The 25,607-nt window shown below is 63.5% G+C and carries 20 protein-coding genes; 5 read left to right on the forward strand and 15 right to left on the reverse strand.

What is annotated here, in order from left to right; genetic code table 11:
- Both ACQ4OD_RS21695 and ACQ4OD_RS21700 read right to left on the reverse strand, forming a co-directional pair.
- Entirely contained in the window at positions 1-210 is a 210-nt protein-coding gene (locus ACQ4OD_RS21695) for a hypothetical protein (RefSeq protein WP_430944898.1), read from the reverse strand.
- A complete protein-coding gene (locus tag ACQ4OD_RS21700) occupies positions 207-677 on the reverse strand; it encodes a hypothetical protein (RefSeq protein WP_102683676.1) in 471 nt (156 codons plus the stop codon). Before ACQ4OD_RS21700 ends, ACQ4OD_RS21695 begins: the two co-directional genes overlap by 4 nt.
- A gap of 314 nt (positions 678-991) precedes the next feature.
- On the opposite strand from ACQ4OD_RS21700, the gene ACQ4OD_RS21705 reads away from it, so the two are divergent.
- Positions 992-1,177, forward strand: coding sequence for a hypothetical protein (locus ACQ4OD_RS21705; protein ID WP_139669819.1), 186 nt, complete (start codon positions 992-994; stop codon positions 1,175-1,177).
- A 5-nt stretch (positions 1,178-1,182) separates the two neighbouring features.
- Here ACQ4OD_RS21705 and ACQ4OD_RS21710 read toward each other — a convergent pair whose 3' ends face one another.
- Positions 1,183-1,377: a hypothetical protein gene (locus tag ACQ4OD_RS21710; protein ID WP_102683678.1), complete on the reverse strand. Its 195-nt coding sequence runs from the start codon at positions 1,375-1,377 to the stop codon at positions 1,183-1,185.
- Between the two features lie 344 nt (positions 1,378-1,721).
- Positions 1,722-2,126 carry a TraR/DksA family transcriptional regulator gene (locus tag ACQ4OD_RS21715; RefSeq protein WP_023629711.1) on the reverse strand — a complete coding sequence of 135 codons (405 nt, stop codon included), beginning with the start codon at positions 2,124-2,126 and terminating at the stop codon, positions 1,722-1,724.
- Positions 2,127-2,534: 408 nt separating this feature from the next.
- Here ACQ4OD_RS21715 and ACQ4OD_RS21720 point away from each other — a divergent pair, with 408 nt between their 5' ends.
- Positions 2,535-7,088 (forward strand): hypothetical protein, encoded by a 4,554-nt coding sequence (locus ACQ4OD_RS21720; RefSeq protein WP_430944899.1) that lies wholly within the window; start codon positions 2,535-2,537, stop codon positions 7,086-7,088.
- Between the two features lie 34 nt (positions 7,089-7,122).
- On the opposite strand, the gene ACQ4OD_RS21725 is transcribed toward ACQ4OD_RS21720, so the two are convergent.
- The 8 genes from ACQ4OD_RS21725 to ACQ4OD_RS21760 form a co-directional block, all read right to left on the reverse strand.
- Entirely contained in the window at positions 7,123-7,896 is a 774-nt protein-coding gene (locus ACQ4OD_RS21725) for an enoyl-CoA hydratase (protein WP_430944900.1), read from the reverse strand.
- A 13-nt stretch (positions 7,897-7,909) separates the two neighbouring features.
- Positions 7,910-9,037 carry an acyl-CoA dehydrogenase gene (locus tag ACQ4OD_RS21730; protein ID WP_430944901.1) on the reverse strand — a complete coding sequence of 376 codons (1,128 nt, stop codon included), beginning with the start codon at positions 9,035-9,037 and terminating at the stop codon, positions 7,910-7,912.
- A gap of 8 nt (positions 9,038-9,045) precedes the next feature.
- Complete coding sequence (locus tag ACQ4OD_RS21735) at positions 9,046-10,239, reverse strand: acetyl-CoA C-acyltransferase (protein WP_139669813.1); 1,194 nt, start codon at positions 10,237-10,239, stop codon at positions 9,046-9,048.
- Between the two features lie 12 nt (positions 10,240-10,251).
- The gene (locus ACQ4OD_RS21740; protein ID WP_430944902.1) at positions 10,252-11,019 is read right to left on the reverse strand and encodes an SDR family NAD(P)-dependent oxidoreductase; all 768 of its coding nucleotides are present in this window, start codon (positions 11,017-11,019) and stop codon (positions 10,252-10,254) included.
- A gap of 10 nt (positions 11,020-11,029) precedes the next feature.
- Positions 11,030-12,676: an AMP-binding protein gene (locus ACQ4OD_RS21745; protein WP_139669809.1), complete on the reverse strand. Its 1,647-nt coding sequence runs from the start codon at positions 12,674-12,676 to the stop codon at positions 11,030-11,032.
- 92 nt (positions 12,677-12,768) lie between these two features.
- Entirely contained in the window at positions 12,769-17,280 is a 4,512-nt protein-coding gene (locus tag ACQ4OD_RS21750) for an NEL-type E3 ubiquitin ligase domain-containing protein (RefSeq protein WP_430944903.1), read from the reverse strand.
- A 105-nt stretch (positions 17,281-17,385) separates the two neighbouring features.
- Positions 17,386-18,408, reverse strand: coding sequence for an AraC family transcriptional regulator (locus tag ACQ4OD_RS21755; protein ID WP_139669805.1), 1,023 nt, complete (start codon positions 18,406-18,408; stop codon positions 17,386-17,388).
- A gap of 64 nt (positions 18,409-18,472) precedes the next feature.
- The gene (locus ACQ4OD_RS21760) at positions 18,473-19,336 is read right to left on the reverse strand and encodes a LysR substrate-binding domain-containing protein (RefSeq protein ID WP_258600284.1); all 864 of its coding nucleotides are present in this window, start codon (positions 19,334-19,336) and stop codon (positions 18,473-18,475) included.
- A gap of 113 nt (positions 19,337-19,449) precedes the next feature.
- On the opposite strand from ACQ4OD_RS21760, the gene ACQ4OD_RS21765 reads away from it, so the two are divergent.
- Positions 19,450-20,556 (forward strand): 2-aminoethylphosphonate--pyruvate transaminase, encoded by a 1,107-nt coding sequence (locus ACQ4OD_RS21765; protein WP_430944904.1) that lies wholly within the window; start codon positions 19,450-19,452, stop codon positions 20,554-20,556.
- Positions 20,557-20,590: 34 nt separating this feature from the next.
- A complete protein-coding gene (phnX, locus tag ACQ4OD_RS21770; RefSeq protein ID WP_430944905.1) occupies positions 20,591-21,418 on the forward strand; it encodes a phosphonoacetaldehyde hydrolase in 828 nt (275 codons plus the stop codon).
- A gap of 70 nt (positions 21,419-21,488) precedes the next feature.
- Here phnX and ACQ4OD_RS21775 read toward each other — a convergent pair whose 3' ends face one another.
- Positions 21,489-22,049 (reverse strand): NADPH-dependent FMN reductase, encoded by a 561-nt coding sequence (locus ACQ4OD_RS21775; protein ID WP_430944906.1) that lies wholly within the window; start codon positions 22,047-22,049, stop codon positions 21,489-21,491.
- Positions 22,050-22,207: 158 nt separating this feature from the next.
- On the opposite strand from ACQ4OD_RS21775, the gene ACQ4OD_RS21780 reads away from it, so the two are divergent.
- Entirely contained in the window at positions 22,208-22,426 is a 219-nt protein-coding gene (locus ACQ4OD_RS21780) for a hypothetical protein (protein ID WP_028690532.1), read from the forward strand.
- Here the strand turns inward: ACQ4OD_RS21780 and ACQ4OD_RS21785 are convergent.
- A complete protein-coding gene (locus tag ACQ4OD_RS21785; RefSeq protein ID WP_430944907.1) occupies positions 22,410-24,650 on the reverse strand; it encodes an Orn/Lys/Arg decarboxylase N-terminal domain-containing protein in 2,241 nt (746 codons plus the stop codon). The two genes, ACQ4OD_RS21780 and ACQ4OD_RS21785, sit on opposite strands and share 17 nt — an antisense overlap.
- Before the next feature lie 142 nt (positions 24,651-24,792).
- Positions 24,793-25,548 carry a DNA polymerase III subunit epsilon gene (gene dnaQ / locus ACQ4OD_RS21790; protein WP_139669793.1) on the reverse strand — a complete coding sequence of 252 codons (756 nt, stop codon included), beginning with the start codon at positions 25,546-25,548 and terminating at the stop codon, positions 24,793-24,795.
- Positions 25,549-25,607: the final 59 nt, after the last annotated feature.

The following is a 25,607-nucleotide window of genomic DNA, read 5'->3' on the forward strand; positions in this document are numbered from 1 at the left end:
TCATGCCTGGCTCAAGCGCTGCAACTCGCGGCGTACCATGGCGGCAAAAGGCGGCGGGCTCATCCGATAGAGCTCGCCGGCGACCCAGGCCAGCCAGCCGCCGTGCAGCGCCTCTCGGCGCGCAAGCAGGCGCTCGGCCTCATCCACCGCACGGGCCTGGTGCAGGCGGTGAAAGTCGGCCCGCGAGCCCGCGGTGGGCTCGTCGATCATTCGCTGGCCTTGAAGGTGGTCAACTCGCCCTTGCGCCATTTGGCGACCTTGCCGGTCACCGCCTTGAGCAGTTTGCCCAGGCCTTCCTGCACCTGTTGCTGGGCAGCGAACACCAGCATCACGCCATGCCCGTCGCGGAACACGATACCGTCGCCTTCCGGTACCGAGACGAAGGCGTAGTCGCCCTGGCCATAGACGTTCAGCTTGATCTCGCGAAAGCGCAATTCCAGCTTGCCGCCTTCGCGGCTGGGCAAGACCGCGGCGCGGAAGTGGTCACCCACCTTCAATTCGAGGCGCTGCTTGTCGTCGACCACCATGGCTTCTTCGGTGTCGATTTCGGCCATGTACAGGCCTTCCGGGTTTTGCTCGGTGACATAGATGAAACGCCCGTGGAACAGCTTGACCAGCTGTGCGCGCAAGTCGCCCAGGGCGAACAACGCATGGGTATCCAGTGTACTGACTGCCAATGAAGGGCTCCTCACATCGATTGCAACGGCCACGCCACGGACACAAGTTGCGTCAGGTGACAGGCACTTTTTAGTCAAGGTCCGCAGGACCGTGGAAACAAGCGACAAAGCGTCCACGCACAACGGCGCAAGGGCAACCAGGAAGCAGTTCACCCAGCCACCGCCCGGCGATGCGAAGTAAGCTTCGGCTCGATTCCGCAAAGGGAAACGTAATGTCCGACAGCACAAATGCCGGAAAGGATGCGACAAGCAGCACCAGTTCTTTCGCCAGAAAGGAATGCTGGCCTTCAGTCGCGCATTACAGGAGAGCGAATATGCACGAAAACACTGAAACCCGTCGAGAGGCACGTAACATTTCCGGCCATGATATCCCTCGCTATATCGTCATTCCCGCCGGTGTCGCCTTCTACCACATCGCCGAACGCGATACGGGTCGGGTCAGGGGTTTTCGCCAGTGCCACGAGCAGGCTTGCGCACTGGCCCGACAATTCGAGCGCTGAACGCCTCAGGCCGCGTTGCAGCTGTCCAGCAGGGCCAGCCAGGCATCCCGGCATTCCAAGGCTTCGGCGCGGCTGGCGAATGCTGTGCCGCGACGCTCGCCATCGACCAGTACCACCCAACACACACGGTTGCCCAGGGCCTGCATTGAGCGCGGCACGCCAGTCCCGATCATGACGGCGACATCGACTTGGCTATTCATCATTCCCTCCGGAATTTAATTAGCAACCTAACGATACGCGCATGATACGGCCTGCCCTGCCTGGGAAAAAGCGCCGCCAGGTACAGCTGTATTGCAATTCCGGCAACAAATCCGCTCAATCCACTTGCGCGGACCTGGCCTTCGACACGGGCTGCCAGTCCCGTAATCTGTGCAAGCTGCACACCGGTTTGTTCACCCCGGTACCCAGCTCATCGGCCACCGCGAAGCCACGTCCGTGCTCGCCGGCACGTGGCGCCTCGATGGCGGCGGCCATGCTTGATGCAAGGCAAGAAAACACGAAGGCCCCAGGGATCGCTCCGCGGGGCCTTGCACAAGGCGTTGGATCAGATCTGCCGCTGGTGGCGGTCGAGCTGTTCGTGACGCTCCTGGGCTTCGATGCAGTACTTGGTGGTCGGGCTGATCAGCAGGCGCTTCAGGCCGATCGGCTCGCCGCTGTCGTCGCACCAGCCGAAGCTTTCGTCGGTGATGCGGTCCAGCGCCATCTCCAGTTGCGGCAGCAGACGCTGGTCGCGGTCGATGGCATTGACCAACCAGGTGCGTTCTTCCTCGACCGACGCCACGTCAGCGGGATCCGACGGGGTATCCAGGCTTTCGATGGCGGTGCGGCTGAGTTCGATGCGCTCGTGAGTTTCGACTTTCATCGCCTGCAGCAGCGCGGTGAAATACGCGAGCTGCTCGGCGTTCATGTAGTCATCGGCCGACATGGCCAGCAACTGTTCCTTGGTCATCGATTTCTCTATGAAAAAATGTGCATATGGGCGATTCGGGTGCCACCGACGATGGCACGTCGGGGGCGGAATTCTTCAAGCGCCAACCGGCACTCTTTTACAGGGGGCGGAAGTCTAAGGTGCCGCGCGGCAGTGGGCAACAGAAATGACGGGGGATTTGACCGAAATGGCCAGGAATCCGCTAATTGGCGTCGTGGTTTGCCGGGTTTGCGCGTCTGCCGGGCGTCTCAGTGCAATATGCCGCAACAAACATGGTGCTGTCAGCCCCGCCCACCGTCCTACACCTTGGAACGCAGCCACCACCGCTTGCTCTGCGCAGCTATCCGCGGACCGGGTAGTAGTCGGCTAAAGCCCAGGCAAGCGCGAAAAATCGCCTGATGGTCCTCTTTCAAACACCAGGCCAGGACCATGACCGACAACCTGCACCACCGTATAGCCCGCTCCAGCAACCTGGATTGCAAGGTCGCCCGACGCTTCAGTGATCGCCCGGTACTGCTCGACGCCGCTGACCAGATCCTGCGCCAGCAATGGCTGCGGCACTTGCCAGACAACCCGCATGACCCGCTCGCGCTGTATCTGGCAAGCCGCCATCCACGCACTGGTGACACCTGGGTGCGCCCCTTGTCGCACGTGCTCGTAGAGCGCTACTGCGCACGAAAGACCCTGAACCTGAGCGATGGCGAAAACTTCGTCACCACCCACGTGGATGGGGATCCGGCCTGGCAGGTGGACATCGACCTGCATCGGGTCGAGCTGCTGATCAACGAGGCCGGGCCGTTTCTGCTCGAGGCCTATGAACAGTCGCTGACTGCCTACTGGAGCGCCTTCGATAAGAACGGGCAGACGCCCTGGCAATGGTATGCAGCGTTCCTGCGTGCTCAGTTGCAAACCGCTGTCGACGCTCACCGTAGCGCGGGGAGCCTTCCCGGTTTCGCCCTGGCAGTCGCCACCTTGGTGCATGACCAGCCATTCGCGCAAAGACTGGACAGGTGGAGTAACACGGCTGGTCTGAAGGTTTCCCATCTCGGCGTGGATTTCTCTGCCGATGGCAAGCTCGATACCGACCTTGCCAGCGCCTTGCTCATCGAACACGCTGATGGTGATCCCACACGCGATCTGACCTTGCTCTTCACGCTGGCCGGCAAGCTGTACAGTTTCAAGTCCCGTCAGGACATGCTCGAGGCGATTGGCCGCTACTGGCCCGCCGCGCCCCACTACGCCCCACGCCAGGTCAGCATCAGCCTTTCGAGCCAAGGACACTTCGAAACCCAGGCACTGGGCGTGCTCGATCAGCAGTTGCGGGTCATCACGCACCGCGCGGGACAGTATCGAACCAGGCTCGATGCCCTCAACATGAACCTGGACCTGGACCGGCTGACCTCCATGATCGCCCTGTGCAGCGAAGTCGAGGCCACTAAACGCCAGAGTTTGTTGCAGCATCTGCCAGACTGGCTGCGCAATGCCCAGAGCCGCTCGCTGATGCACTTCAGCACGCTGCTCCTCGATGTCGCCCAAGGCTGTCAGGATAACCAAGGCCAGTTCTGGCTCGATGGCGTCGACAACGCGCAAGGCTTTGCCAACCGGCAACTGGCTGCACGCTTCGCGGCTGATCACCCCGATGACAGTGTCGACCCCAAGCATGTCAGGGTATTCAACTACCAGACCACCGGCGTCGCCGCGCCTGCCCAAGGCGGGGTCCTCACCACAGGCGAGGTGACGCCGGTCGAGTACACACTGGCCCAGCTGGCAATCGGCAACCTCGGCCTGCTCCGACCGGGCCGGGTCGAACTGCGTTCGACTGACGCGAGCCCCTTGCCCGAATGGATGACCGAGAGCTACCTGCGCAGCGTGGTCAGCGAGCTGGACATCGGTGCAAGCTACCCTGCCATGCTGCGCCGCAAGCTGCTGGACGATCCGAACGGGCGCGTGGCTCGTCAGCGCCTGCTCACCACTCAGCTGCGCAGCCAGCTGCCGGCGTTGGCACAGGAGCTTTATCTGCGTGGCAAACTGCCGGACCAGCAAGCTGCCAGCCGTATCGCCCAAGTGTTCTGGACGGCCGAAGATGACGAAGCCCGACGCTGGATCATGCGCCCGCTGGGCTTCATCAAGTCGCCTGGGGCATCGGTGGATCACCCCTGCAACACCTGGCTGATCGAGCCACTGTCCGCCGGTGCCGAGACCTGCCTGCTGTACCGTCCGCTGCATGAGGACACCCTGCTGCAGTTCAGCGATCGGCTGGCGCTGTTCGTCGCCATCAGCAGCCCCGGCAAGCTGCAGGATGACCTGCTGCAACGCCTGGCGCCCGAGAACCGACGGTTCTACGCCCATGGCGGCTTTCTCGAGCCTCATCTGTTCGTGATACTCGAAGACACCAGTGCGCTGCCATGGGGCACACCGGCGCCGGTGGAGCTGGCGAGGGAAGCCCCCGTCGCCGACCCTGGTGCGGCGCTCTACCTGGCTTGCGTGAACGAATCACTGCAGCACTTCGAAGAACATGCAGCAACCACCGCGCAAACCCGCTGGACGCGCTGGAAGGAATTGGGATGGCTGCTGTTCAACACCCTGCTGCCGCTCGCCGGTGGCACGCTGGGCAAAGTGGCGTGGCTGGCGCAGATGGAGGTCGCGCTGGCCGAGTACGTGGACGCGGATGCCGAACGCGAGCCCAGCAGGTATCGCCTCTCCATCGTCAACCTGCTGGTCAACATCTCCATGCTGCTGTTCGCTCATTCGTTGGTCCGGCTGCGCCAGGAGCAAGGTGAAACGGCGCCGTTCTCTGCTATCGCCGCCCACCTCACTGAACCCGAATCCGTCGTGCCCGAGCCACCGAAGGTCAGGCAGCCTGCCGACAGCCGCCTCGATTTCGCTTGGACGCGCCCCACGCAAACGCTGACCAACGCCCAGCGCGGTTCGCTGAATGCGTTACAAGCCACCGTCGCCGCCAGCTCGCTCGGCACTCCGGTCCCCAGCGGCGCGCTGCGCGGCCTGTACCTGCACGACAGCAAGCTCTATACGCAACTGGGCGGCAAAGTGTACGAAGTCGAGCTCGGCATGCCCCGCAACCAGATGCGTATCGTCGGCCCGGACCATGAGCATGGCCCGTGGTTACGCCGCGACGAGGTGGGTCGCTGGCAACTGGACCTGCGCCTGGTACTCGAGGGGGGCATGCCATTGCCAGAGCGGATACGCAGGATGCAACTGGACAAGGAAAGCGCCCTGCGCACAGTCAATGAGCAGATAAAGGCGGACAAGGACACCATCTCCGAGAAGATCAAGCAGCAGACCACCGTCGAGAAAATCGCCGCCGCGACCCAGGACGACACCACCTTGCAGACCTGCCAGGAGAAGTTACAGGCGCTTTCCGACTTTTGGACCACGCACATCGAGCGGCTGAAAACCCGCAATGGCTTGGAACCGCTCAAGGATTTCAAGAAGGTCCACGCCTTCGCGGTCTATCAGGACAGTTTCTGTCAGCGCTTGCAGCGCAAGATCCTGCACATGCGCTACCAGCCGGCGCGCGAGCAACTGCTGCAGCTTGCCACGCAACAGCAGCAGGGCATGGACCTCTCTGCCAGCGACGCGAGAATCGCTGCCAGTCGCTTGGACACGCTGGCACCGCTGATCGAGCAGATGATCGACAACAACACCCGCCTGCGCCAGAACCAGGACACCCTGAACAAGCTGGCGAGCCCGCAGCAACCCGAGATACTGCAATGGAGCAAGCTCGCCGCGGCCATGCCTGCCACGGCAGAGCGCGACCTGATCTTGCGCTTCCTGCGGCTCGAAGCGCTGGTCAACCGCATGACGCTGGTGCACGGGCTCAGCGGCGACGCGCCCTTCTGGCGAGACCGTTTCTGGAGCAACGTCGAGCTGGGCATCGCCCAGCGCGCCAAACTGTTCAGGTTGGTTGACGCTGACGAGGAAGTCGCAGTCCGATTGTTGCGCAGCATCCTCGAACAGTTCCAGGCCGCGGCCCGTCAACTGGGGCACTTCGCCGAGCAGATCAACGGGGAGGCCGGGCAACGGACGATGCGCCAACTGCAAGAACAGGTTGACTGGATCCTCTCACGCATCAAGCAGGAGCTCGCCGAGCTGCCTGACTATCCGTCGATCAGCACGCTGCAACAACTGCGCAAGAAAGTACCGGGGCTGATCGACACCACTGAACACGGCCTGCTGCTGGCCGAGCCCCGAGCGGATGACGCAAACACGGTTGACATTCCAGGCCCGGACAACAAGACCATCACCCGCACCTACCACCTCAAACAGGGCGAATGGGTCGAGCTCCAACCTGCCCAGGCAGCCACCCAGCGCGCCGGGCAAAGCCTCAAACGCCTGCTCAACGGCAGCGACAGGCTGATGAAATCGGCCCGCGATGAGGTGGCAAGGCTGCAAGCGGTTTCGAGCCGCTACCTGCCGGTTGAACTAGAGGAGAGCGTGCGCCACCAGCAGGAACGCTTGCAAGCCCATGCCGATGCCATCGAAGCCCGCCTGACCGAGGACAACGAGACCGATGAGGCGCTGGGCGACAAGGATGCCGAGCAGGTGGCGCGTGCCCTGCGGGGGCTGGCCGACGAGCTGCAAGGGCAGGCAACGCAGCTGCGCGTGGCGGCCGCCATGGCGCAGAAACCGCGCATGGGTGAAGTGATGTTCCTGGTCGAGGGTAAGCATGTGCAGATCAGCAGGGTCGGCAGCCGTACCCGCCTGGCCAGCGTCAAGGGCAGGCCAGCGGACTTCCTCGACGAATACGGTATCAGCCATGACGGGCAGGTGTTGTGGTATGCGCACTTTCATTATCCGGCGATGAACACTGCAAAAGCCGACTTCACCGCAGGGCACCTCAAACTCGCCGCGCAACGCCATATGCCGGGGCATCGCTACGCCGACGGAAGCGGCAGAGCGGTGGAGGTGTACCGCGCCCCGATCACCGTTTCAGCCGCTGCACGGTACTTCTTCAACCTCTGATCCGTCGGGCGCGGCGAATGCCGCGCCCATCCCGTCAACGGTCCTTGAACTGTGCTTCGCGCTTGGCGATGAAGGCTGCCATGCCCTCTTTCTGGTCTTCGGTGGCAAACGCGGCATGGAATACCCGGCGTTCGAAGCGCACGCCTTCGCTCAAAGTCACTTCGAAGGCGCGATTGACGCTCTCCTTGACCATCATGCTCACCGGGATCGACTTGGCCGCAATAGCCGCTGCCACTTTCAACGCCTCCTCCACCAACTCGGCCTGCGGCACGATGCGCGCCACCAGACCGGCGCGCTCTGCTTCCTCGGCGCCCATCAGGCGCCCGGTCAGGCACAGCTCCATGGCCTTGGCCTTGCCCACCGCGCGGGTCAGGCGCTGGGTACCGCCCATGCCCGGCAACACGCCCAAGTTGATTTCCGGCTGGCCAAACTTGGCATTGTCGGCGGCGAGGATGAAGTCGCACATCATCGCCAGCTCGCAGCCGCCACCCAGGGCGAAGCCCGATACCGCGGCAATGATGGGTTTGCGCCGGTTGGCGATGCGGTCGGCGTCGCTGAACAGGTCGTCGACGTAGATCTGCGGGTATTGCAGCTCGGCCATTTCCTTGATGTCGGCGCCTGCGGCGAAGGCCTTGGCGGAGCCGGTGAGCACCACGCAGCCGATGTTCGGGTCACGCTCGAGCTGGTCCAGGGCCTGGTTGATCTCGCCGACGATCTGCGCGTTCAGCGCGTTGAGCGCCTGCGGGCGGTTGAGGGTGATCAGGCCGACCTTGCCGTGGATGTCCAACAGGATGGTTTCGAATGCCATGCAGTCTGCTCCTTCAAAGATTGCGCGCAATGACCATGCGCTGAATGTCGCTGGTGCCTTCGTAGATCTGGCAGACCCGCACGTCGCGGTAGATGCGCTCCAGCGGGAAGTCGCTCAGATAGCCATAACCGCCAAGCGTCTGCAAGGCATCCGAACAGACCTTTTCGGCCATTTCCGAGGCGAAAAGCTTGGCCATCGAGGCCTCCACCAGCGCCGGGCGCCCGGCGTCGCGCAGGGCCGCGGCGTGCAGCACCATCTGCCGGGCCACGGCGATCCTGGTCGCCATGTCGGCCAGACGGAAAGCCACCGCCTGGTGCTCGATCAATGGCTTGCCGAAAGTGTGCCGCTCATTGGCGTAGTCGCGGGCCACCTCGAAGGCGGCGCGGGCCATGCCCACCGACTGCGAGGCAATACCGATCCGCCCGCCCTCGAGGTTGGCCAGGGCGATCTTGTAACCCTGCCCTTCCTCGCCCAGGCGATTGGCCACTGGTACCCGCACGTTGTCAAAGACGATCTGGCAGGTGTCGGAGGCGTGCTGGCCGAGCTTGTCCTCGACCCGCGCCACCTGGTAACCCGGTGCATCGGTGGGCACGATGAAGGCCGTGATACCGCGTTTGCCGGCATCCGGGTCGGTAACGGCGAAGACAATCACCACCCCGGCATTCTGTCCGGAGGTGATGAACTGCTTGCTGCCATTGAGTACGTAATGGTCGCCGTCCAGGCGAGCGCGGGTCTTCAGGCTGCTGGCATCAGAGCCGGCCTGGGGCTCGGTCAGGGCGAACGCGCCGAGCATCGCGCCGCTGGCCAGCGGCGCCAGGAACTGCTGCTTCTGCGCCTCGTTGCCGAACTTTAGGATCGGCACGCAACCCACCGAATTGTGCACGCTCATGATGGTGGAGCAGGCGCCGTCACCGGCGGCGATTTCTTCCAGGGCCATGGCGTAGGCCACGTAGCCCGTGTCGCTGCCGCCGTACTGCTCTGGCACCAGCATGCCAAACAGCCCCATGCCGGCCATCTCCTCGATGGCCTCCCTGGGGAAGCGGTGATCCTTGTCCCATTGCTCGGCAAACGGCCTCAGGCGCTCCTGAGCGAAGTCACGTACCGCGTCGGCGATCTGTTGTTGCTCGTCAGTTACCAGCATGATTCACCTCAGTACAGGCATTCGACGGCCATGGCCGTCGCTTCGCCACCGCCGATGCAGATGGCCGCCACGCCACGGCGCAGGTTGTTCTGGCGCAGCGCCGACAGCAGGGTCACGAGAATGCGCGCGCCCGAGGCGCCGATCGGGTGGCCCAGGGCACAGGCGCCGCCGTGGATGTTCACTTTCTCATGGGGCAGGTCGAGATGCTTCATGGCCGCCAGGGTGACCACGGCGAAGGCCTCGTTGATCTCGAACAGGTCCACCTCGGCCAGTGTCCAGCCGGTGCGCTTGAGCAGCTTTTCGATGGCGCCGATGGGCGCGGTGGGGAACAGCGCCGGGGTGTCGGCGAAGGCCGCGTGGCCATGGATCAGCGCCAACGGCTTGAGGCCACGCTTCTCGGCCTCGGAACGGCGCATCAACACCAGCGCCGCGGCACCGTCGGAAATGGAGCTGGAGTTGGCGGCGGTGACGGTGCCGCCTTCGCGGAAGGCCGGCTTGAGCTGCGGGATCTTGTCCAGGCGCGCCTTGGGCGGCTGCTCGTCATCCTTGATGACGCGCTTGTCCTTGCCCTCGGTGACTTCCACCGGGACGATCTCGGCAGCGAAACGGCCGCTCGTGATCGCATCCTGCGCACGGGTCAGCGAGGCGATGGCGAAGGCATCCTGGGCTTCGCGGCTGAAATCGCCTTTCTGCGCGCAGTCTTCGGCGAACGTCCCCATCAGCCGCCCTTTGTCGTAGGCGTCCTCGAGGCCGTCCATGAACATGTGGTCGATGATCTTGCCGTGGCCCATGCGGTAGCCGCCACGGGCCTTGTCCAGCAGGTATGGAGCGTTGGTCATGCTCTCCATGCCACCAGCGACGATCACTTCGGCGCTGCCGGCCAGCAGTTGGTCGTGGGCCAGGATCGCCGCCTGCATGCCCGAGCCGCACATCTTGTTCAGCGTGGTGCAGGTGGTGTGCTTGCCCAGCCCGGCGCCGAGGGCCGCCTGGCGCGCCGGGGCCTGGCCCTGCCCGGCCGGCAGCACGCAGCCGAACAGCACCTCCTGGACGCTGCCGGCATCGATACCGGCGCGTTCGACAGCGGCGCGGATCGCCGCTGCGCCCAGTTGTGGTGCGGTGAGGCTCTTGAGATCGCCCTGCAGGCCGCCCATGGGCGTGCGCACGGCGCTAACGATGACAATTGGGTCGTTGACGAGGGTCATGTTCAATGCTCCTTACTTGGCAGCCATGCGCAGGGCGCCGTCAAGGCGGATTACCTCGCCGTTGAGCATGCTGTTCTCGATGATGTGGCGGGCCAGAGCTGCGTACTCCTGTGGCCGGCCCAGGCGCGGCGGGAACGGTACGCCGGCGGCCAGGGAGTCGCGAACCTCCTGGGTCATGCCGGCCATCATTGGCGTCTCGAAGATGCCAGGGGCGATGGTCATCACCCGGATCCCGAAACGCGCCAGCTCACGGGCCGCAGGGAGCGTGAGGCTGGCAATCGCGCCTTTGGATGCCGCATAGGCAGCCTGGCCAATCTGCCCGTCATAAGCGGCGATGGAGGCGGTGTTGATGATCACGCCGCGCTCCCCTCCTTCGTCAGGCTGGCCCTCGGCCATGGCTGCCGCTGCAAGGCGCAGCAAGTTGAAACTGCCGATCAGGTTGACGTTGATGACCTTGGTGAAGCTGGCCAGGCCATGCGGGCCCTGCTTGCCCAGCACCTTCTCGGCGCCGACGATACCGGCACAGTTGATCAGGCCATGAATACTGCCGAATGCACTGACAGCAGCGTCGACCGCCGCCTTTGCGGCCTGCTCGTCACTGATATCGGCAAGCGCGAAACCGGCGCTGTCACCCAGTTCACGTGCCTTGGCTTCGACGGCCGCGGCATTGAGGTCGACCAGCATGACCTTGGCGCCCGCCTCGACCAGCATCTGCGCGGTGGCGGCGCCCAGCCCGGAGGCCGCGCCGCTGACGATGAAATGTTTGTGGTTGATCTGCATGTGTGGTTCCTCAGGCGCTGGCGCGTGTGGCCAGCTGCGCTTGTTGTTTGGCGATTTCCTGATTGCGCAGGATGAAACGTTGCAGCTTGCCGCTCGGCGTCTTGGGCAGCTCGCTGACGAATTCGATTTCACGCGGATAGGCGTGGGCATACAGTCGCTGGCGCACGTGCTGGCGCAAGGCATCTTCCAGCTCGGCCGTGCCTGTCACACCTTGGGCCAGGACGACGAAGGCCTTGATCAGCTCGGTGCGTTCCGGGTCGGGCTTGCCGATGACTGCCGCTTCGATCACCGTGGGGTGCTCGATCAGCGCGCTTTCCACATCAAAAGGACCGACTCGGTAACCGGAGGTGGTGATCACATCGTCGCTGCGGCCGACAAAGCTGATGCTGCCGTCGGCGTTGAGCTCGACGGTATCGCCGCTGAGGTAATACTTGCCGACGAACGATTTGGTAGGTACATCGCGATAACCGCCGAACCAGCACAAGGGTGATTGCTCACGGTCCACGGCCAGAATCCCAGGTTGCCCGACCGACAGCTCCGCGCCCTGCTCATCGAGCACGACGATACGGTGGCCAGGAATGGCGAAACCGGCAGACCCCAGGTGTACCGGGTGCCTCAAGCCATGGTGGTTACACAGCACCATCCCCAGTTCGGTCTGGCCATAGTGATCGTGGATGGTCACTCCCAGTTCGTCGGCAAACCAGCGTATGACCTCTGGATTGAGCGGCTCGCCGGCACTGCTGACGACCCGCAGGCGGCCCTGGATTGGCGCGGAAAACGCTCGGCCCGCAGCGATCAGCAGTCGATAAGCCGTTGGCGAACCGGCCAGGTTGTTGATGCCCAGTTTGTTGATGATGTGCGCGCAGCTCTCGACGCTGAACGGGCCATCGTAGAAGGTCGTGGCGTGGCCCAGCGACAAGGGGCCGGTAACTGCGTAATAGAGGCCATACGCCCAACCCGGATCGGCCAGGTTCCAGAAGTTGTCTTCCGGGCGCAGGTCGATGGCATCACGCATGTAGCCCTGGAAGGCGACGATGGCGCGCAGCGGCACCTCCAGGGGTTTGGCCGGGCCGGTGGTACCCGAGGTGAACATCAGCAGGAAAGGGTCGTCACCCGTGCGCATGACAGGTTCACAGTCGCCCGCGACACTTTCGAGGCTGGCATGGAAATCCAGTTCGCCAGCGCGTGCCTTAACGGTGATGATCTTCGGGCAATCACTCACACTATCGAGCTTGGCACGGTTCTGCTGGTCGGTCACCACCACGCGTGCTGCGGACTGCTCCAGGCGATGTTCGATGGCCTTCGGCCCGAAGGCAGTGAACAACGGCTGGTAGACCGCACCCAGGCGCCAGGTGGCGAGGATGGTCACCAGCAACTCGGGGATGCGTGGCATCAAGCCGGCGACACGGTCGCCCGCGCCCACCCCCTGGGCTTTCAGCACGTTGGCAAAGCGGGCCACCCAGGGCGCCAACTCGTCGAAGGTGTACCGCTTGCTGTCGCCATCACGGCCTTCCCACAGCAGCGCCGGCTTGCCGCTGCCGACATGGCGGTCACAGCATTCGACGCAGGCATTGAGGGCCGTCAGTTGCCCGTGCAGTGCTGCGCGGGCAGCCTGGGCATGGTCGAACGAACGGGCGGCATCGGCGTAATCACGCATCGTCAGACTCCTGGTTGTTAGTTATTGTTGGAGTGCACCATTGGTCTGACGATGTTGTCGCTAGAGGCCCTGACGAGCAATGGCCAAAGCTGTCAATCTGGATGACCGGTTTGGTCGCCAGGTGGCAGGACTGAATCCGCGTCGGGCCTCAGCAAAGGTGTTGTCAAGAAGATGACCAGACGGTTTTTCAGGTAATCAAGCTTTTCGGCCACCTCAGCGGTTTGCTCCAGATACTGCTGGCTGGTCATCTCGGACTGCCGGTCATATAGCTGGTCCAGACTGTCCTGGGATTGCTCGAGGATGGGCGCGAACGCTTCCGCCTGTTGCGTTTCCAGCCATTGGCTCCAGAATTTCTGCTGGCTCAAGAAAGCGGCTTTTGCTTCGACGGTGGCCGCATCCCTTACAAAGACCCGTGCGGCCGCCAGGTCCGCCTCGCTGACGTTGGCTATCGCGCCAAACAACATCGAGTGCGGCTGGCTTGGCAGCTTCATCTCTTCGGCCAACGCCAAGCGAAAATAAAGGCTGACCTCGACGGCATCAAGATGCGGGGTGCTCAGCGTCTTCTCAGCGATGTACCTGCCGATATGTTCCTTCAGCAGCGTGAGGCGGAACAAACCCTGCCCCAGGTCGAGCAGTGCCTGTTGCTGCTCGGCCACTGCTGTCGAGCGCTTTGCGTTGTTCACCAATGCGAGCAGATGCAGCTCGCTGAAGCGATCGGCGACATCATCTGCACAGGTAACGTTGCCAACCGCATGGGCGTGGACGTCGTCTGCCAGCGCCGTGTCAGTGTCCATGGCGTCAAGCAGCGTCCACACTCGAGCATCCAGCACACGGTGGTAGGCCTGATTGCGATAGTCGCTGCTTTGCTGCAGCCGGCGCAGGATCGTTTCCAGTTCGCGGCTTCTTGGGTCAGCGAACAATCGATCCCAGGTCGCCCCACGCGCTTGCGCCTGCTCTCCGACCACCCAGACTGCCCTGGCAGCCAGCAGCTCAGGGGCGGGTTGTGGGGCTGGCGGATGGACAGGTGCAGGGCGCGCGTACAGACGCTCCAGTTGTACCTGATCGATGGCGTTTCGACCCAGTAGAATCGAAGTACGGTAGGGATACGGCATTGCCAGGATGGCGGCAGGTACATTGACCAGGTTATTGGAACTCAGGTCGATCCAACGCAGCAGTCGGCACCGCTCCAGCCCAGCAGGCCATTCCGCCAACCCGCACAGCCTCAGGCTCAAGCGCCTCAGGCCTGAAGCCCAGTTGCCCAGATAAAAAATGCGAATCGACGGATTGAAACTGAGGTCCAGTTCCTGCAGACGAGGCAGTGAACTCAGCGCCTCGGATACGCGCTCGCCGTTGCGAATACCGTTGTACGAGAGGTCCAGTCTTTCAAGAAATCGCAGGTGCCGAATGCCGACCGGCAATGCTTCCAGACGGTTGCGTGCCATGCTCAGACGGCGAACATGCCCGAAGCAACTGAAGAAGGCATCTGGAACCATCTGCAGCGGCGTATCGACCATCGTCAGGGAGGTGACGTGATGGAAGTCGATCGCCTCATCCAGTATAGGCATGCCGTTCACACGATGGCCGCTCAGGTCCAGAACAAAGCCGCGCACGGCATTTTCATGGACATCCACCGGCAATTGCCGGCGCCAAGCCTGTAGCAACCTTCGGCCAAGCATGCGACGCGCTGCCCGTTCCCCTCCTGACCCGGCAGAAATCCATGTGTTCAGGTAATGGTCGAGCAGATGAAAATTCTGCTCTTCAAGAAGCAGCGCTCCGTAGGGGTTGGCAGCGTCCAGAATGCGAAACAGATGCTCATCGATCTGCCTGGGCGTATCACCCTGATAGAGCCTGGCCAATCGCCGCCGGACCCGCCACCCAGGCCCCCGCACTTGAGATACGCTGCCGCCCAGCGAATACCCTACACGGCCGTCTCCCAAGCGCTGCCCCGGATTGAACCAGCCCTGCTGTTCCCGCCAGGCCAGTTGTTTCAACAGCTTCTGCCGACCTATGGGCAGCAGATTGACGACCTGTCGCCGTAGCTCGCCAGCCGGGTGCTCGCTGCCTAGGCCAAGGGCGGCTTTCTGCTCTGCTGTCAGTACTGTGACTAGGGCCTGGAAGAGGTCATCAGGGGCGCAGCTCTGCTCTGGCAACTCAAGGCCTTGAGCGTCATACAGCACCAACGCGCCCGCATGCCGCACCAGGGTTATCTGATCGGCTTCCGGAGCCTGCACGTTGATAACTGCCAGCCGGCGCCCCTCCGCAGAACCGAGGCGCAACTCCACGCGCCGCGAGAAAGACCAATGGCCAAGCCTCGACAACAATCCCAGCGCCAACTCATCACCGACATCACTGTAGGCGTTGCGCAGCATCACGCCCTGCACGGCTTGATTCAGCCTGGCAAGCTGAAGCAGGGAGCGCGCTCTGGTGGCGACAGGCAACGGCAGGCGCTGCAGCAACTCGACCTCTTCTCGCTCGTCGCCGCTGACCTGACAGGCCAATTCGATGGCGTAATCGGTGGGCAGGCCTGGGAAATCCCGTCGGAGTACTTGAACAACAGGATCAGAACCCGGCTCGACGACTGTCAGGTGTTCGAACAGGCCATGACGTAGCTCGATCTGTTGGTCGAGGATAGCTCCAGGTCGTTCGGCGGCCGTCAGCCCAGCTAAACCAGGGTGCTTCTCGCACCATTCAAGCAGCGCTGGGTCATCGGGCACAGACGCACCGCAGGCCAGCGACTCGAAGAAACGCTCGATCCTTTCATCGGCCTCGAAACGGCGCAGCGTATCGCGCAGGTTGGCCGGCAAAGGGCGGTTCTCCACCAGAATCCCTCGCAGTTCATCCACATCGCTGCAAGCCGCCTGCAGGACCTGCTTGGCGCGTTGCGGGTCGAGCGGACGTTGCTGTGGCCAGAGACGGCCAAGCATCTGCCGTGCATCCTTCCAGTCCATGGGCGAGTCGTCAGGTAGCAGCCACAGGCGCTCAGCGTTGTGCTGCAACACCGGCCCGTAAGCCTGTGGCCGATCCGGATGGAGCAACCGCCAGGCCCCGTTCTCACTCGGTTGATGAACCTCGTAATAATGCTCGTCAACCCTCAGCCAACGGCGGCTGCCTTGGAAATACAAGCCATCTGCGCCCAGGATCGCGTCATCCGGCAACTCGCGCGCGTAGATACTCAGGTCGCCGTTCCACAGCCCTTGGCTGTCATCGTCCAACGCAACCACTTCCAGGCCCTCGACCAGCGCCCTGTCGACCAAACGGCCGACAGCGGCGCCTGCAACCAGCCCAACAGACGTGGCGGCAACAACCTGCGCCACGTTCAGTGCATGCTGCAATGCTTCGTGATCATGCCCTTTGGCCCAATTTGTAACGCCCTCGAACACCTGGGCGCAAACATCCTTCAGCAACGCCCCCAACAGCACGGCCCCTACCACCGGGATGAAGAATCCGGCCAGCCCGATCAGCCCCCAGCCAAGCGACTTCCAATCCTCCAGGCGTTTACGGCTGGCCTCGGCATCAGCGTCTGCGGTAGGTACAAGCAGCGCTTTGGCATCCGCGCGCACGCGCTCGACCTGCTCATCCACCCAGCGTGTGAAGACTGTGCCATGACCGGTCATGCCCTCTATCTGCAGGTCAGGCGCTGCATCCATCAAGCGCAACTGCAACTGCCGGAAGAACGCGCTGCGTGCATCCAGCGCGATCAATTGCAGGAGTTCGCGCAGATAACCCTGGCGCCGTAGGTGAGAGACCATTTCAACTTGCAAGTCCTGCGTGGAGCTGTGCCAGCGCAGTGGATTGTCGGCATCGCCAGGCATGTAGGTCACGACACCTGCATTATCGCCATCGACAGTTTTCAACTGGATGATCAATGCCTCATGGACCAGCACCCCCAGCATGGACATCAGCCCTGGATACGCCGTGAGCCTGGGCTCGGTACTCGTGCCGTTCGGGCTTTCAGCGTAGTGCTCCAGTGCGGCGCTCACATCAATGTCGATCTTGCCCTTGAGAAATGCGACATGCACGGCCAGCTTGAAGCCCGCAAGCTTGTCCGCGACCAGCAGCGCCTTGTTCTGGGTGAGATGTTGATCAAGCAGTGCCTGGTACTGCTTTCCAGCATCCAGTTGGCGGCACGTTTCGATCAATTGCGCCGTGTTGCCAATGACCTGATCATCGCCAACCTGAACAACCAAGCCACTGCCGCTCAGAGGGGTGGCACTATCGGCAAAATTCTGCGCCAGGCGCGACAGCGCTGGCTGAACTTCAAAAGAATCTTCGAAATGGGGAACCGAATGCCCCACCTCTTCACGCATCTTTCTTCGCCACTGCAAACTGGTCAGTGTTTGCCCATTCGGCAGCATGCCTGCCAGGGCTTCGGAGAATCTGCTCTCGGCGAACACATGCAGCGGTACGACTGCGTTGGTCGCGCTGGCCACGGCTATCTGGCTGGCTCTATGGCTGGCGATCAATACTCGCAACGTGTAAATGTTGGCTGCAGAGGTACCTGAGATCCATCGAGGGAGCGATTGGGTGAAAGCGGCAGCAGCCGTTTGCATATCCTTGGCAGAGACGCCGTTGCGGGTACTGGGTACAGTCGGAAATGTTCGCATGAAGAGCCCTCTGTGCTGATGAGAGGGCACAATCTTTCACTCATTGCGGCGAAGCTTCAGAGGGAAGCGAAACAGCTGCCACGGCGATTCGGGAACTGCGGCCGCTCAGCAGTGAGCATCGCGCGCCTGGACCAGCGCACGGTAATGGCCGGGGTTGCAGCCGAACCATTTGCGAAAGGCCTTGTAAAACGAACTGCTGTCGGCAAACCCCAAACGCTCGGCGATGTCCGCCATGGCGGGTTCAGCCTCGCTGAGCCAGGCAATCGCCAATTCACGTCGCACGCTGTCTTTGAGGCCTTGGTAGGTCTGCCCCTCCTCGGCCAGGCGCCGACGCAACGTGGAAGGCGACAGACACAGCTGCCGCGCCAGGGCGTCGGCGTCAGGCCACTGATTGGGGTGTCGATGCAACAGGTCGTTGCGTATACGCCGCCCCAGGCTGGCAGGGTCGCGATACTTGACCAGAATGTTGCCGGGCGCTTCGGCCAGGAAGCGTTGCAATTCCTGCGGCGTACGCTTGAGTGGCAGGTCAAGGCTGTCGGCGGCAATGATCATCCGCGTACGCGGCCGGTCGAATTGCAAGCTTTCCGAGAACATGACCCGGTAGTCATCGCAGAATGAAGGCTCGCCGCAGCGCAGGTCGATGGCCAGGATCGGGATGCGCCGGCCGGCCAACCAGCAGGCGACGCCGTGCACGATCATCCAGAAGGTGAAATAGGTGAAGGCTCGGCGGGACGCTTCGCGGGGTTCGTTGATGACGATTTCGGCGAGGCTCTGCTGGCGTATCAGGGTGGGATGCAGGTCCTCGAGCATCAACGAGAGAAAACCCAGCGCGACGTCCAGCCCCTCACCGAGGGTCGGCTGAGCCATGGCTGCGCGGGTCATGAAGGCAAGGCTACCGACGGGTAGGCCACGTGGGTCCATGGCGAAGAATTCATCGTTGCAGCGCCGCGCCAGCAGCCGCCAAAGCTGCGCGTAGGCATCGGCACTCACCCGCGCCTCTGGCAGCTCAAGCAGCGCCGGGTCGATACCGGCACGCCGCAGTACACCGACATCGGGTTGCCCTGCCGGGCAGGTCTGCAACAGGGCTTCGCGCACCAGCTGCATGGAAATGGTGTCCTTCTCGCTCATCGACAATCCAGTCTGCGCTGTGGTGGCCATCTTAAGCCGCCATGGAGAAAACGTCAGCCGCCAATCACTGGCCGGCGGCCAGGCCCAGGAATGCCTGGATCAGGCGCAGCTCGCGGCGGCGCTCCAGGCAACCGACCATGTGCTGGTTGACCAACCCCTGGCCGGCCAGGGGGCGGGCCACCACCCGGGGGTCATGGGCCACCTCGGTGGAGGACACCACGCCGATGCCCAGCTCCGCCGCCACCGCCTCGGTGACCGCCTCGCGGCTGTCCAGCTCCAGCAACACCCGGGGTTGCACGCCTGCGTCGGCACAGGCCTTGTCGAAGGTGCGCCGAGTGGTCGAGCTTGGCTCGCGCAGCACCATGATCTGCCTGTCCAGCACGGCCAGGGGCAAGTCGCCGTCGCTGCTCGCCCAGGCGTGCCCCACCGGCAGCAACGCGCAGAGTTGCGACTCGCACAGGCCCTGCAGGTGCAGGCCCTTGCGTGGCTCGATCTCCGTCAGCACGGCCACGTCGGCATGCTCCGACAGCAGCGCGGCCAAGGTTTCCTGGGCGTTGCCCAGGCGCAGGTTGACGGTGATACCGGGGTAGCGCTCGCGCAATTGCGCCAGCATCGGCATCACCCGGTGCGGCCCGTCCGCCGCCACCTCCAGGCGCCCGGTGAGCAACTGCCGGTTGGCCTCGAGCATGGCCTGGGCCTCTTCGGCCAGGCCGAACATGGCCCGGGTGATGGCCGCCAGGCGCGTGCCCTCCTCGGTCAGCTCGACCCGCCGTGCGGTTCGCCGCAGCAACGTGATCTGGTAATGCTCCTCCAGCGCCTTTACATGCCCGGTCACCGCCGGCTGGCTGATGAACAGGCGCTCGGCGGCACGGGTGAAGCTGCCCTCGCGGGCGACGGCATCGAAGGCACGGAGCTGGAACAGGTTCATATCTATCGGCCTGACTTATGGCTGGCATATCTACAAACAATTTGATTGATGACACGGTGAATTGCAACCTAGCCCCACTAGCTTCCAGCCCACCGCAAGTGAGGAACCACGGAATGAGCAACGCCCCGATCCTGCTGACCCCCGGTCCACTGACAACCTCGATCCGCACCCGCCAGGCCATGCTCGTGGACTGGGGCTCGTGGGACCGCGACTTCAACCAACTGACCGCCAGCGTGTGCGAGCAGCTGCTGGCCATCCTCGACGGCAGCGCCACCCACCACTGCGTGCCCCTGCAAGGCAGCGGCACCTTCGCCGTCGAGGCCGCCATCGGCACCCTGGTACCCCGGGACGGCAAGGTACTGGTGCTGATCAACGGCGCCTACGGCCAACGCCTGGCCAAGATCTGCAAGGTACTGGGCCGCGCGTACAGCACCTTCGAGACCGCCGAAGACCAGCCAACCACCGCCGCGGACGTCGACCGCCTGCTGGCCGCCGACCCCGCCGTGACCCACGTGGCACTGATCCACTGCGAGACCAGCACCGGCATCCTCAACCCGCTGCCAGAGATCGCCCAGGTGATCAAGCGTCATGGCAAACGCCTGATCATCGACGCGATGAGTTCGTTCGGCGCACTGCCAATCGACGCCCGCAAGATTCCCTTCGAAGCGCTGATCGCCGCCTCCGGCAAGTGCCTGGAAGGCGTACCCGGCATGGGCTTCGTCTTCGCTGAAAAAACCGCCCTGGCCGCCGCCGAAGGCAATGCCCACTCCCTGGCCATGGACCTGCAAGACCAGCACGCCTACATGACCAAGACCGGCCAGTGGCGCTTTACCCCGCCGACCCACGTGGTCGCCGCCCTGCACGAAGCGCTGCAGCAATACAACGAAGAGGGTGGCCTGCCCGCCCGCCACCAGCGCTACGCCGACAACTGCAAGACCCTGCTCGACGGCATGGCAAAAATCGGCCTGCAGAGTTTCCTGCCCGCCGAAATCCAGGCACCGATCATCGTCACCTTCCACGCGCCGAAAGACCCGCGTTACCAGTTCAAGGATTTCTACGAGCGGGTCAAGGCCAAGGGCTTCATCCTCTACCCCGGCAAGCTGACCCAGGTCGAGACCTTCCGCGTCGGCTGCATCGGCGTGGTCGGTGCCGATGGCATGCTGGCCGCCGTGAACGCCGTGGCCGAAGTGCTGCGGGAAATGGAAGTGCTGGACATCTGACCCTCTGCCCACCCAATTCAAGGAAAACGCGCACATGAACTACAGCAACCCCACCCAGCTGCAAGCCGCCATCCTCGACTGGGCCGGCACCGTGGTCGATTTCGGCTCGTTCGCCCCCACGCAGATCTTCGTCGAAGCCTTCGCCGAGTTCGACGTACAGGTCTCCATCGAAGAGGCCCGTGGCCCGATGGGCATGGGCAAGTGGGACCACATCCGCACCCTGTGCGACGTGCCGGAGATCGCTGAGCGCTACCGCAAGGTGTTCGGCCGCACGCCGACCGATGACGATGTGACCGCCATCTACGAGCGCTTCATGCCGCTGCAGATTGAGAAGATCGCCGTGCATTCGGCGCTGATCCCCGGCGCCCTGGACACCCTGACCGGGCTGCGCAAGGACGGCCTGAAAATCGGCTCCTGCTCGGGCTACCCGAAGGTGGTGATGGACAAGGTGGTCGAGCTGGCAGCGCAGAACGGCTATATGGCCGACCACGTGGTGGCCACCGACGAGACACCGAACGGCCGCCCGTGGCCCGCCCAGGCGCTGGCCAACGTGATTGCCCTGGGCATCGACGATGTGGCCGCCTGCGTGAAGGTCGACGACACCGTACCGGGGATTCTCGAAGGCCGCCGCGCCGGGATGTGGACCGTGGCACTGGTGTGTTCGGGCAATGCCCTGGGGCTGACCTGGGAAGGTTACCAGGCCTTGAGTGCGGAAAAGCTGGAGAGCGAGCGCAAGCGTATTCACGCGATGTTTGCAGGGTCGCGCCCGCACTACCTGATCGACACCATCAACGAGCTGCCCGAGGTGATCGCCGATATCAACCGGCGGTTGGCCAAGGGAGAGATGCCGCAGGCTTGCTGATCGTCCGCGTGATGGCCATCGCCGGCAAGCCGGCTCCCACAGGAGCCGGCTTGCCGGCGATGAGGCATCTTCAGACCGCCCGGTTAAGCTTCACCCACGAGGCAAACTTGTCGATGAACCCCTGCAGGAACGGCCGGGTCTTGTCGCTCAACTTGCCACTGTCATCGAACAACGTTGCCGCCCCACCGAGGTAAGCCTCGGGCATCTGCATGCACGGCATATCGAGGAACACCAGCGACTGGCGCACGGCATGATTGGCACCAAACCCGCCGATCGCCCCCGGCGACACGCTGGCCACCGCCGCCGGCTTGCCAGCCCAAACGCTCTGCCCATAGGGACGCGATCCTACATCGATGGCATTTTTCAACCCCCCCGGCACCGAACGGTTGTATTCCGGCGTGACGAACAGCACCGCGTCGCTGCGGCGGATCTCGTCGCGGAAATGTTTCCACGCCTCAGGGGCGCCCTCGGCCTCGACATCTTCGTTGTACAACGGCAGGTCGCCGATCTCGACGATTCGCAGGGCAAGGCTGGACGGCGCCAGCTCAGACAGCGCGCGGGCCACCTTGCGGTTGTAGGACTCCTTGCGCAAGCTGCCGACGACAACCGCTACCGAATAGACCTGGCTCATGGCGTTTTGCAACCTCTGCTCTGGGAATGGGACCAGTTAGTTATAGATGACCGTTCCTCAGCTTCGCGGTTTTTTTCCATTCGGCTGAAAACTTCCCGGGCGTTTCACTGGTCTATGTCTACAGACATTTCCTACACGATTCAGAGGTTTCCACCTAAATGGCAGCAGTAATGGTCGGCCAGTTCCACGCCCGCGACGCCGAAGGCCGTATCTACCCGGTCCACGAGTTCCAGGAGTCAACCCTCCAGGCCGACGGCAGCACCCTCGGCGCGCCGGTTACCAGCTATCGCCTGGCTATCGGCGACCGCGTCAATCACCTGGGCGACGACCGTTTCGAGCTGGCCCAGACCGGCGTCGAGATCATTCGCATTCCTTGACGCAGTCCACCGTATACAACTGCCCTTCCCGCTGCAGGCCGTGCACGTCGGCGACGAAGCCTGGGAAACCCTGGTCGAAGGCCCGGGCGCAGTCCAGGTAGACCAGGATCGAACGGGTCGCCTCGGTGAAGCGCTCGCCCGGCATGATCAACGGGATTCCCGGGGGATAGGGCACCAGCATCACCGCCGCGACCCGGCCCAGCAGATGCTCGATAGGCACCGACTCCACCTCCCCGCGCACCATCCGGTCATAGGCCTCGGCCGGAGTCATCGCCACCTCCGGTAAACGGGTGAACAGCAGCTTGAGCTGCCTGGACGTGGCATTGCCACGGTAGAAACCATGCAGTTGCTGGCACAGGTCGCGCAGCCCCAGCCCTTGGTAGCGTGACGGCTGCTCCATCATCACGCTGGCCAGGCAGTCGGCCAGGGCGGTATTGGCGTCGTAGTGGCGCTTGAACTCCAGCAGCTCGGTGAGCAGCGTGCTCCACTTGCCCTTGGTGATCCCCATCGAAAACAGCACCAGGAAGCTGTACAGGCCGGTCTTTTCCACCACCAGCCCGCGCTCCCAGAGAAACTTGCCCACCACTGCCGCGGGAATTCCATGGCCATCCGCTGCGCCAGCAGCGCCCGGCATCACCAGGGTGACCTTGAGCGGGTCGAGCAAGACATAGTCGTCGCCCAGCCCGCCAAAGCCATGCCACTCGGCCCCCGGTTGCAGCAGCCAGTCCACCGCCTGCAGCTCGCTGGCCTGCGCCGTCGGCGGCTGCCAGATGCTGAACCACCAGTCATCGGCGGCGAGGTGCTCGCGCAGGTTGGCCAGCGCCCGGCGAAAGCTCAGGGCCTCGTCGAACATCTCCTGCAACAGCGAACGCCCCGCCGGGCCCTCCATCATCGCCGAGGCGACGTCCAGCGAGGCGAGGATGCTGTACTGCGGCGAGGTGGAGATATGCATCATGAACGCTTCGTTGAAACGGTCACGGTCCAACTGGCGGCTGGCACCGTCCTGCACATGGATCATCGAGGCCTGGCTGAAGGCCGCCAGCAGCTTGTGGGTGGAATGGGTGCTGAATAGCAGCGGCCCATCGTCGGCACGCGGCGTGCCCATGGCGTAACGGCCGGCGAAGAATTCATGGAAGGCAGCGTAGGCGAACCAGGCCTCGTCGAAGTGCAGCACCTCGACGCTGGCGCCCAGTGCCTGCTTGATCATCCCGGCGTGGTAGCACAGCCCGTCGTAGGTGGAGTTGGTGACCACGGCCAGCTTGATCTTTGCAGGCTTTCCCTGGGCCAGCGGGTGGGCCTGGATCTTTGCCTGGATCGACACCTGGCTGAACTCATCAAGAGGTATGGGTCCGATGATGCCCAGCTCGTTGCGTTCCGGGCACAGGTAGATAGGAATGGCGCCAGTCATGATGATCGCGTGCACCACCGACTTGTGACAGTTGCGGTCCACGAGCACCAAGTCACCGCGCCCGACCATGGCGTGCCAGACGATCTTGTTGGCGGTGGAGGTGCCATTGATGACGAAGAAGGTATGGTCGGCGCCGAAGTTGCGTGCCGCCCGCGCCTCGGCGGCGGCCAGCGGGCCAGTGTGGTCGAGCAGCGAGCCCAGTTCCGGCACCGAGACCGACAGGTCCGAGCGCAGGGTGTTTTCACCGAAGAACTGATGGAAGGCCTGCCCCACCGGGCTCTTGCGGTAAGCCACGCCACCGCCGTGGCCCGGTGTGTGCCAGGAGTAATTGGATTGTGCGGTGTGCTGCACCAAGGCCTTGAAGAAAGGCGGCAGCAGGCCGTCGAGGTAGTTATGCGCGGCCCGCGCCACCTGGCGGGCGAGAAACGGCACGGTGTCTTCGAACAGATAGAGAATGCCGCGCAGCTGGTTCAGTTCACCCATGGCCTCGGCCGGGGCATTCTCCAGGGTGACCTGCTCGCCCAGGGCGAAGATCGGCAGGTTGGGCGCCCTCAGCCGCGCCAGGCGGATCAGCTCGGCCATGTTGTGCAGCAGCCGGCTGTTGTCGCCGACGCCCTCGGCGGCGATCAGCATGCAGGCCAGGCCATGATGAGTGGCAGCCACCAGCCGCGCTTCGGCCTGGTCGGCGGCGGCGAGGATGGCGAAGCCGTCACGCACCAGTTCATCGGCAATGCCGCGCACCCGCTCGCCAGCGACGCTGTCGGCCTTGATGGCCCGGTGGACGATGAGGATCGGGAACTGCAGGTCCTTGTACATCGGGCGGCTACCTCTGCGGGTAATTTCCCTCAGGGTAGTCGAGTGTGATGCTGTCATCGCCAGGCCGGCTCACAAGGTGCAACGCAGAATGCGGTCCCTGTGGGAGCTGGCTTGCCAGCGATGGGCCGGTCCTGCCTTCGAGTCAGCTGGCCGCTGGCTCGGTCAATGCCTGCCACATCGACGGCCCACCCGCCGACTTGGCGATGGCCGCCAGCCGCTCGGCATGGGCCTCGAGCTCTTCCTCGTTGGCCATGATCACCCGCCCCGGCGCACGCCCGACGATACGGCGGATTTCACTGCCGGTGCCGCCCTGCCCATCCTCGTCGCCCGCCCCTTCGCCCGCCAGCGACAAGCTGGTCTGGCCACCGGTCATCGCCAGGTAGACGTCTGCCAGCAGTTCCGAGTCGAGCAGTGCGCCGTGCAGCTCACGGCCGGAGTTGTCGATGCCGTAGCGTTTGCACAGGGCATCGAGGCTGTTGCGCTGCCCCGGGTGGCGCGAGCGCGCCATCATCAGGGTGTCGAGGATCGGGCAATGCTGCGAGATATCGGCACGATCCTGCTGGCCGATCAGGGCGAACTCGTTGTTGATGAAGCCGACGTCGAACGCCGCGTTGTGGATGACCAGGGTGGCGCCCTGGATGAACTCGAAGAACTCCTCGGCCACATCGCCGAAACGCGGTTTGCCGACCAGGAAAGCATCGGTGATGCCGTGGACGTTGATCGCGCCCTCGTCACTCTCGCGGTCGGGCTGCAGGTAGACATGGAAGTGCCGCCCGGTCAGGCGCCGGCCCACGACCTCGACGCAACCGATCTCGATGATGCGGTGGCCTTCGGCCACCGGCATGCCGGTGGTCTCGGTGTCGAGGATGACGAACCGTTTGTCTTGCTGCTGCTCCACGCGGGGACTCCAACTGGCGGTGCTTGAATTCGGGGTGGGAGTATAACGAAATCGGGGCC

It is taken from the genome of Pseudomonas sp. WC1, assembly GCF_050586565.1.
GTDB lineage: Bacteria > Pseudomonadota > Gammaproteobacteria > Pseudomonadales > Pseudomonadaceae > Aquipseudomonas.

Coding starts and splice junctions, on each gene's coding strand:
- ACQ4OD_RS21705 (WP_139669819.1), top strand. CDS start 992: ATGCACGAAAACACTGAAACCCGTCGAGAGGCACGTAACATTTCCGGC.
- ACQ4OD_RS21760 (WP_258600284.1), bottom strand. CDS start 19,336: ATGAACCTGTTCCAGCTCCGTGCCTTCGATGCCGTCGCCCGCGAGGGC.
- ACQ4OD_RS21775 (WP_430944906.1), bottom strand. CDS start 22,049: ATGAGCCAGGTCTATTCGGTAGCGGTTGTCGTCGGCAGCTTGCGCAAG.
- ACQ4OD_RS21765 (WP_430944904.1), top strand. CDS start 19,450: ATGAGCAACGCCCCGATCCTGCTGACCCCCGGTCCACTGACAACCTCG.
- ACQ4OD_RS21750 (WP_430944903.1), bottom strand. CDS start 17,280: ATGCGAACATTTCCGACTGTACCCAGTACCCGCAACGGCGTCTCTGCC.
- ACQ4OD_RS21785 (WP_430944907.1), bottom strand. CDS start 24,650: ATGTACAAGGACCTGCAGTTCCCGATCCTCATCGTCCACCGGGCCATC.
- phnX (WP_430944905.1), top strand. CDS start 20,591: ATGAACTACAGCAACCCCACCCAGCTGCAAGCCGCCATCCTCGACTGG.
- ACQ4OD_RS21725 (WP_430944900.1), bottom strand. CDS start 7,896: ATGGCATTCGAAACCATCCTGTTGGACATCCACGGCAAGGTCGGCCTG.
- ACQ4OD_RS21740 (WP_430944902.1), bottom strand. CDS start 11,019: ATGCAGATCAACCACAAACATTTCATCGTCAGCGGCGCGGCCTCCGGG.
- ACQ4OD_RS21780 (WP_028690532.1), top strand. CDS start 22,208: ATGGCAGCAGTAATGGTCGGCCAGTTCCACGCCCGCGACGCCGAAGGC.
- ACQ4OD_RS21755 (WP_139669805.1), bottom strand. CDS start 18,408: ATGAGCGAGAAGGACACCATTTCCATGCAGCTGGTGCGCGAAGCCCTG.
- ACQ4OD_RS21715 (WP_023629711.1), bottom strand. CDS start 2,126: ATGACCAAGGAACAGTTGCTGGCCATGTCGGCCGATGACTACATGAAC.
- ACQ4OD_RS21710 (WP_102683678.1), bottom strand. CDS start 1,377: ATGAATAGCCAAGTCGATGTCGCCGTCATGATCGGGACTGGCGTGCCG.
- ACQ4OD_RS21745 (WP_139669809.1), bottom strand. CDS start 12,676: ATGCGTGATTACGCCGATGCCGCCCGTTCGTTCGACCATGCCCAGGCT.
- ACQ4OD_RS21730 (WP_430944901.1), bottom strand. CDS start 9,037: ATGCTGGTAACTGACGAGCAACAACAGATCGCCGACGCGGTACGTGAC.
- ACQ4OD_RS21695 (WP_430944898.1), bottom strand. CDS start 210: ATGATCGACGAGCCCACCGCGGGCTCGCGGGCCGACTTTCACCGCCTG.
- ACQ4OD_RS21720 (WP_430944899.1), top strand. CDS start 2,535: ATGACCGACAACCTGCACCACCGTATAGCCCGCTCCAGCAACCTGGAT.
- ACQ4OD_RS21735 (WP_139669813.1), bottom strand. CDS start 10,239: ATGACCCTCGTCAACGACCCAATTGTCATCGTTAGCGCCGTGCGCACG.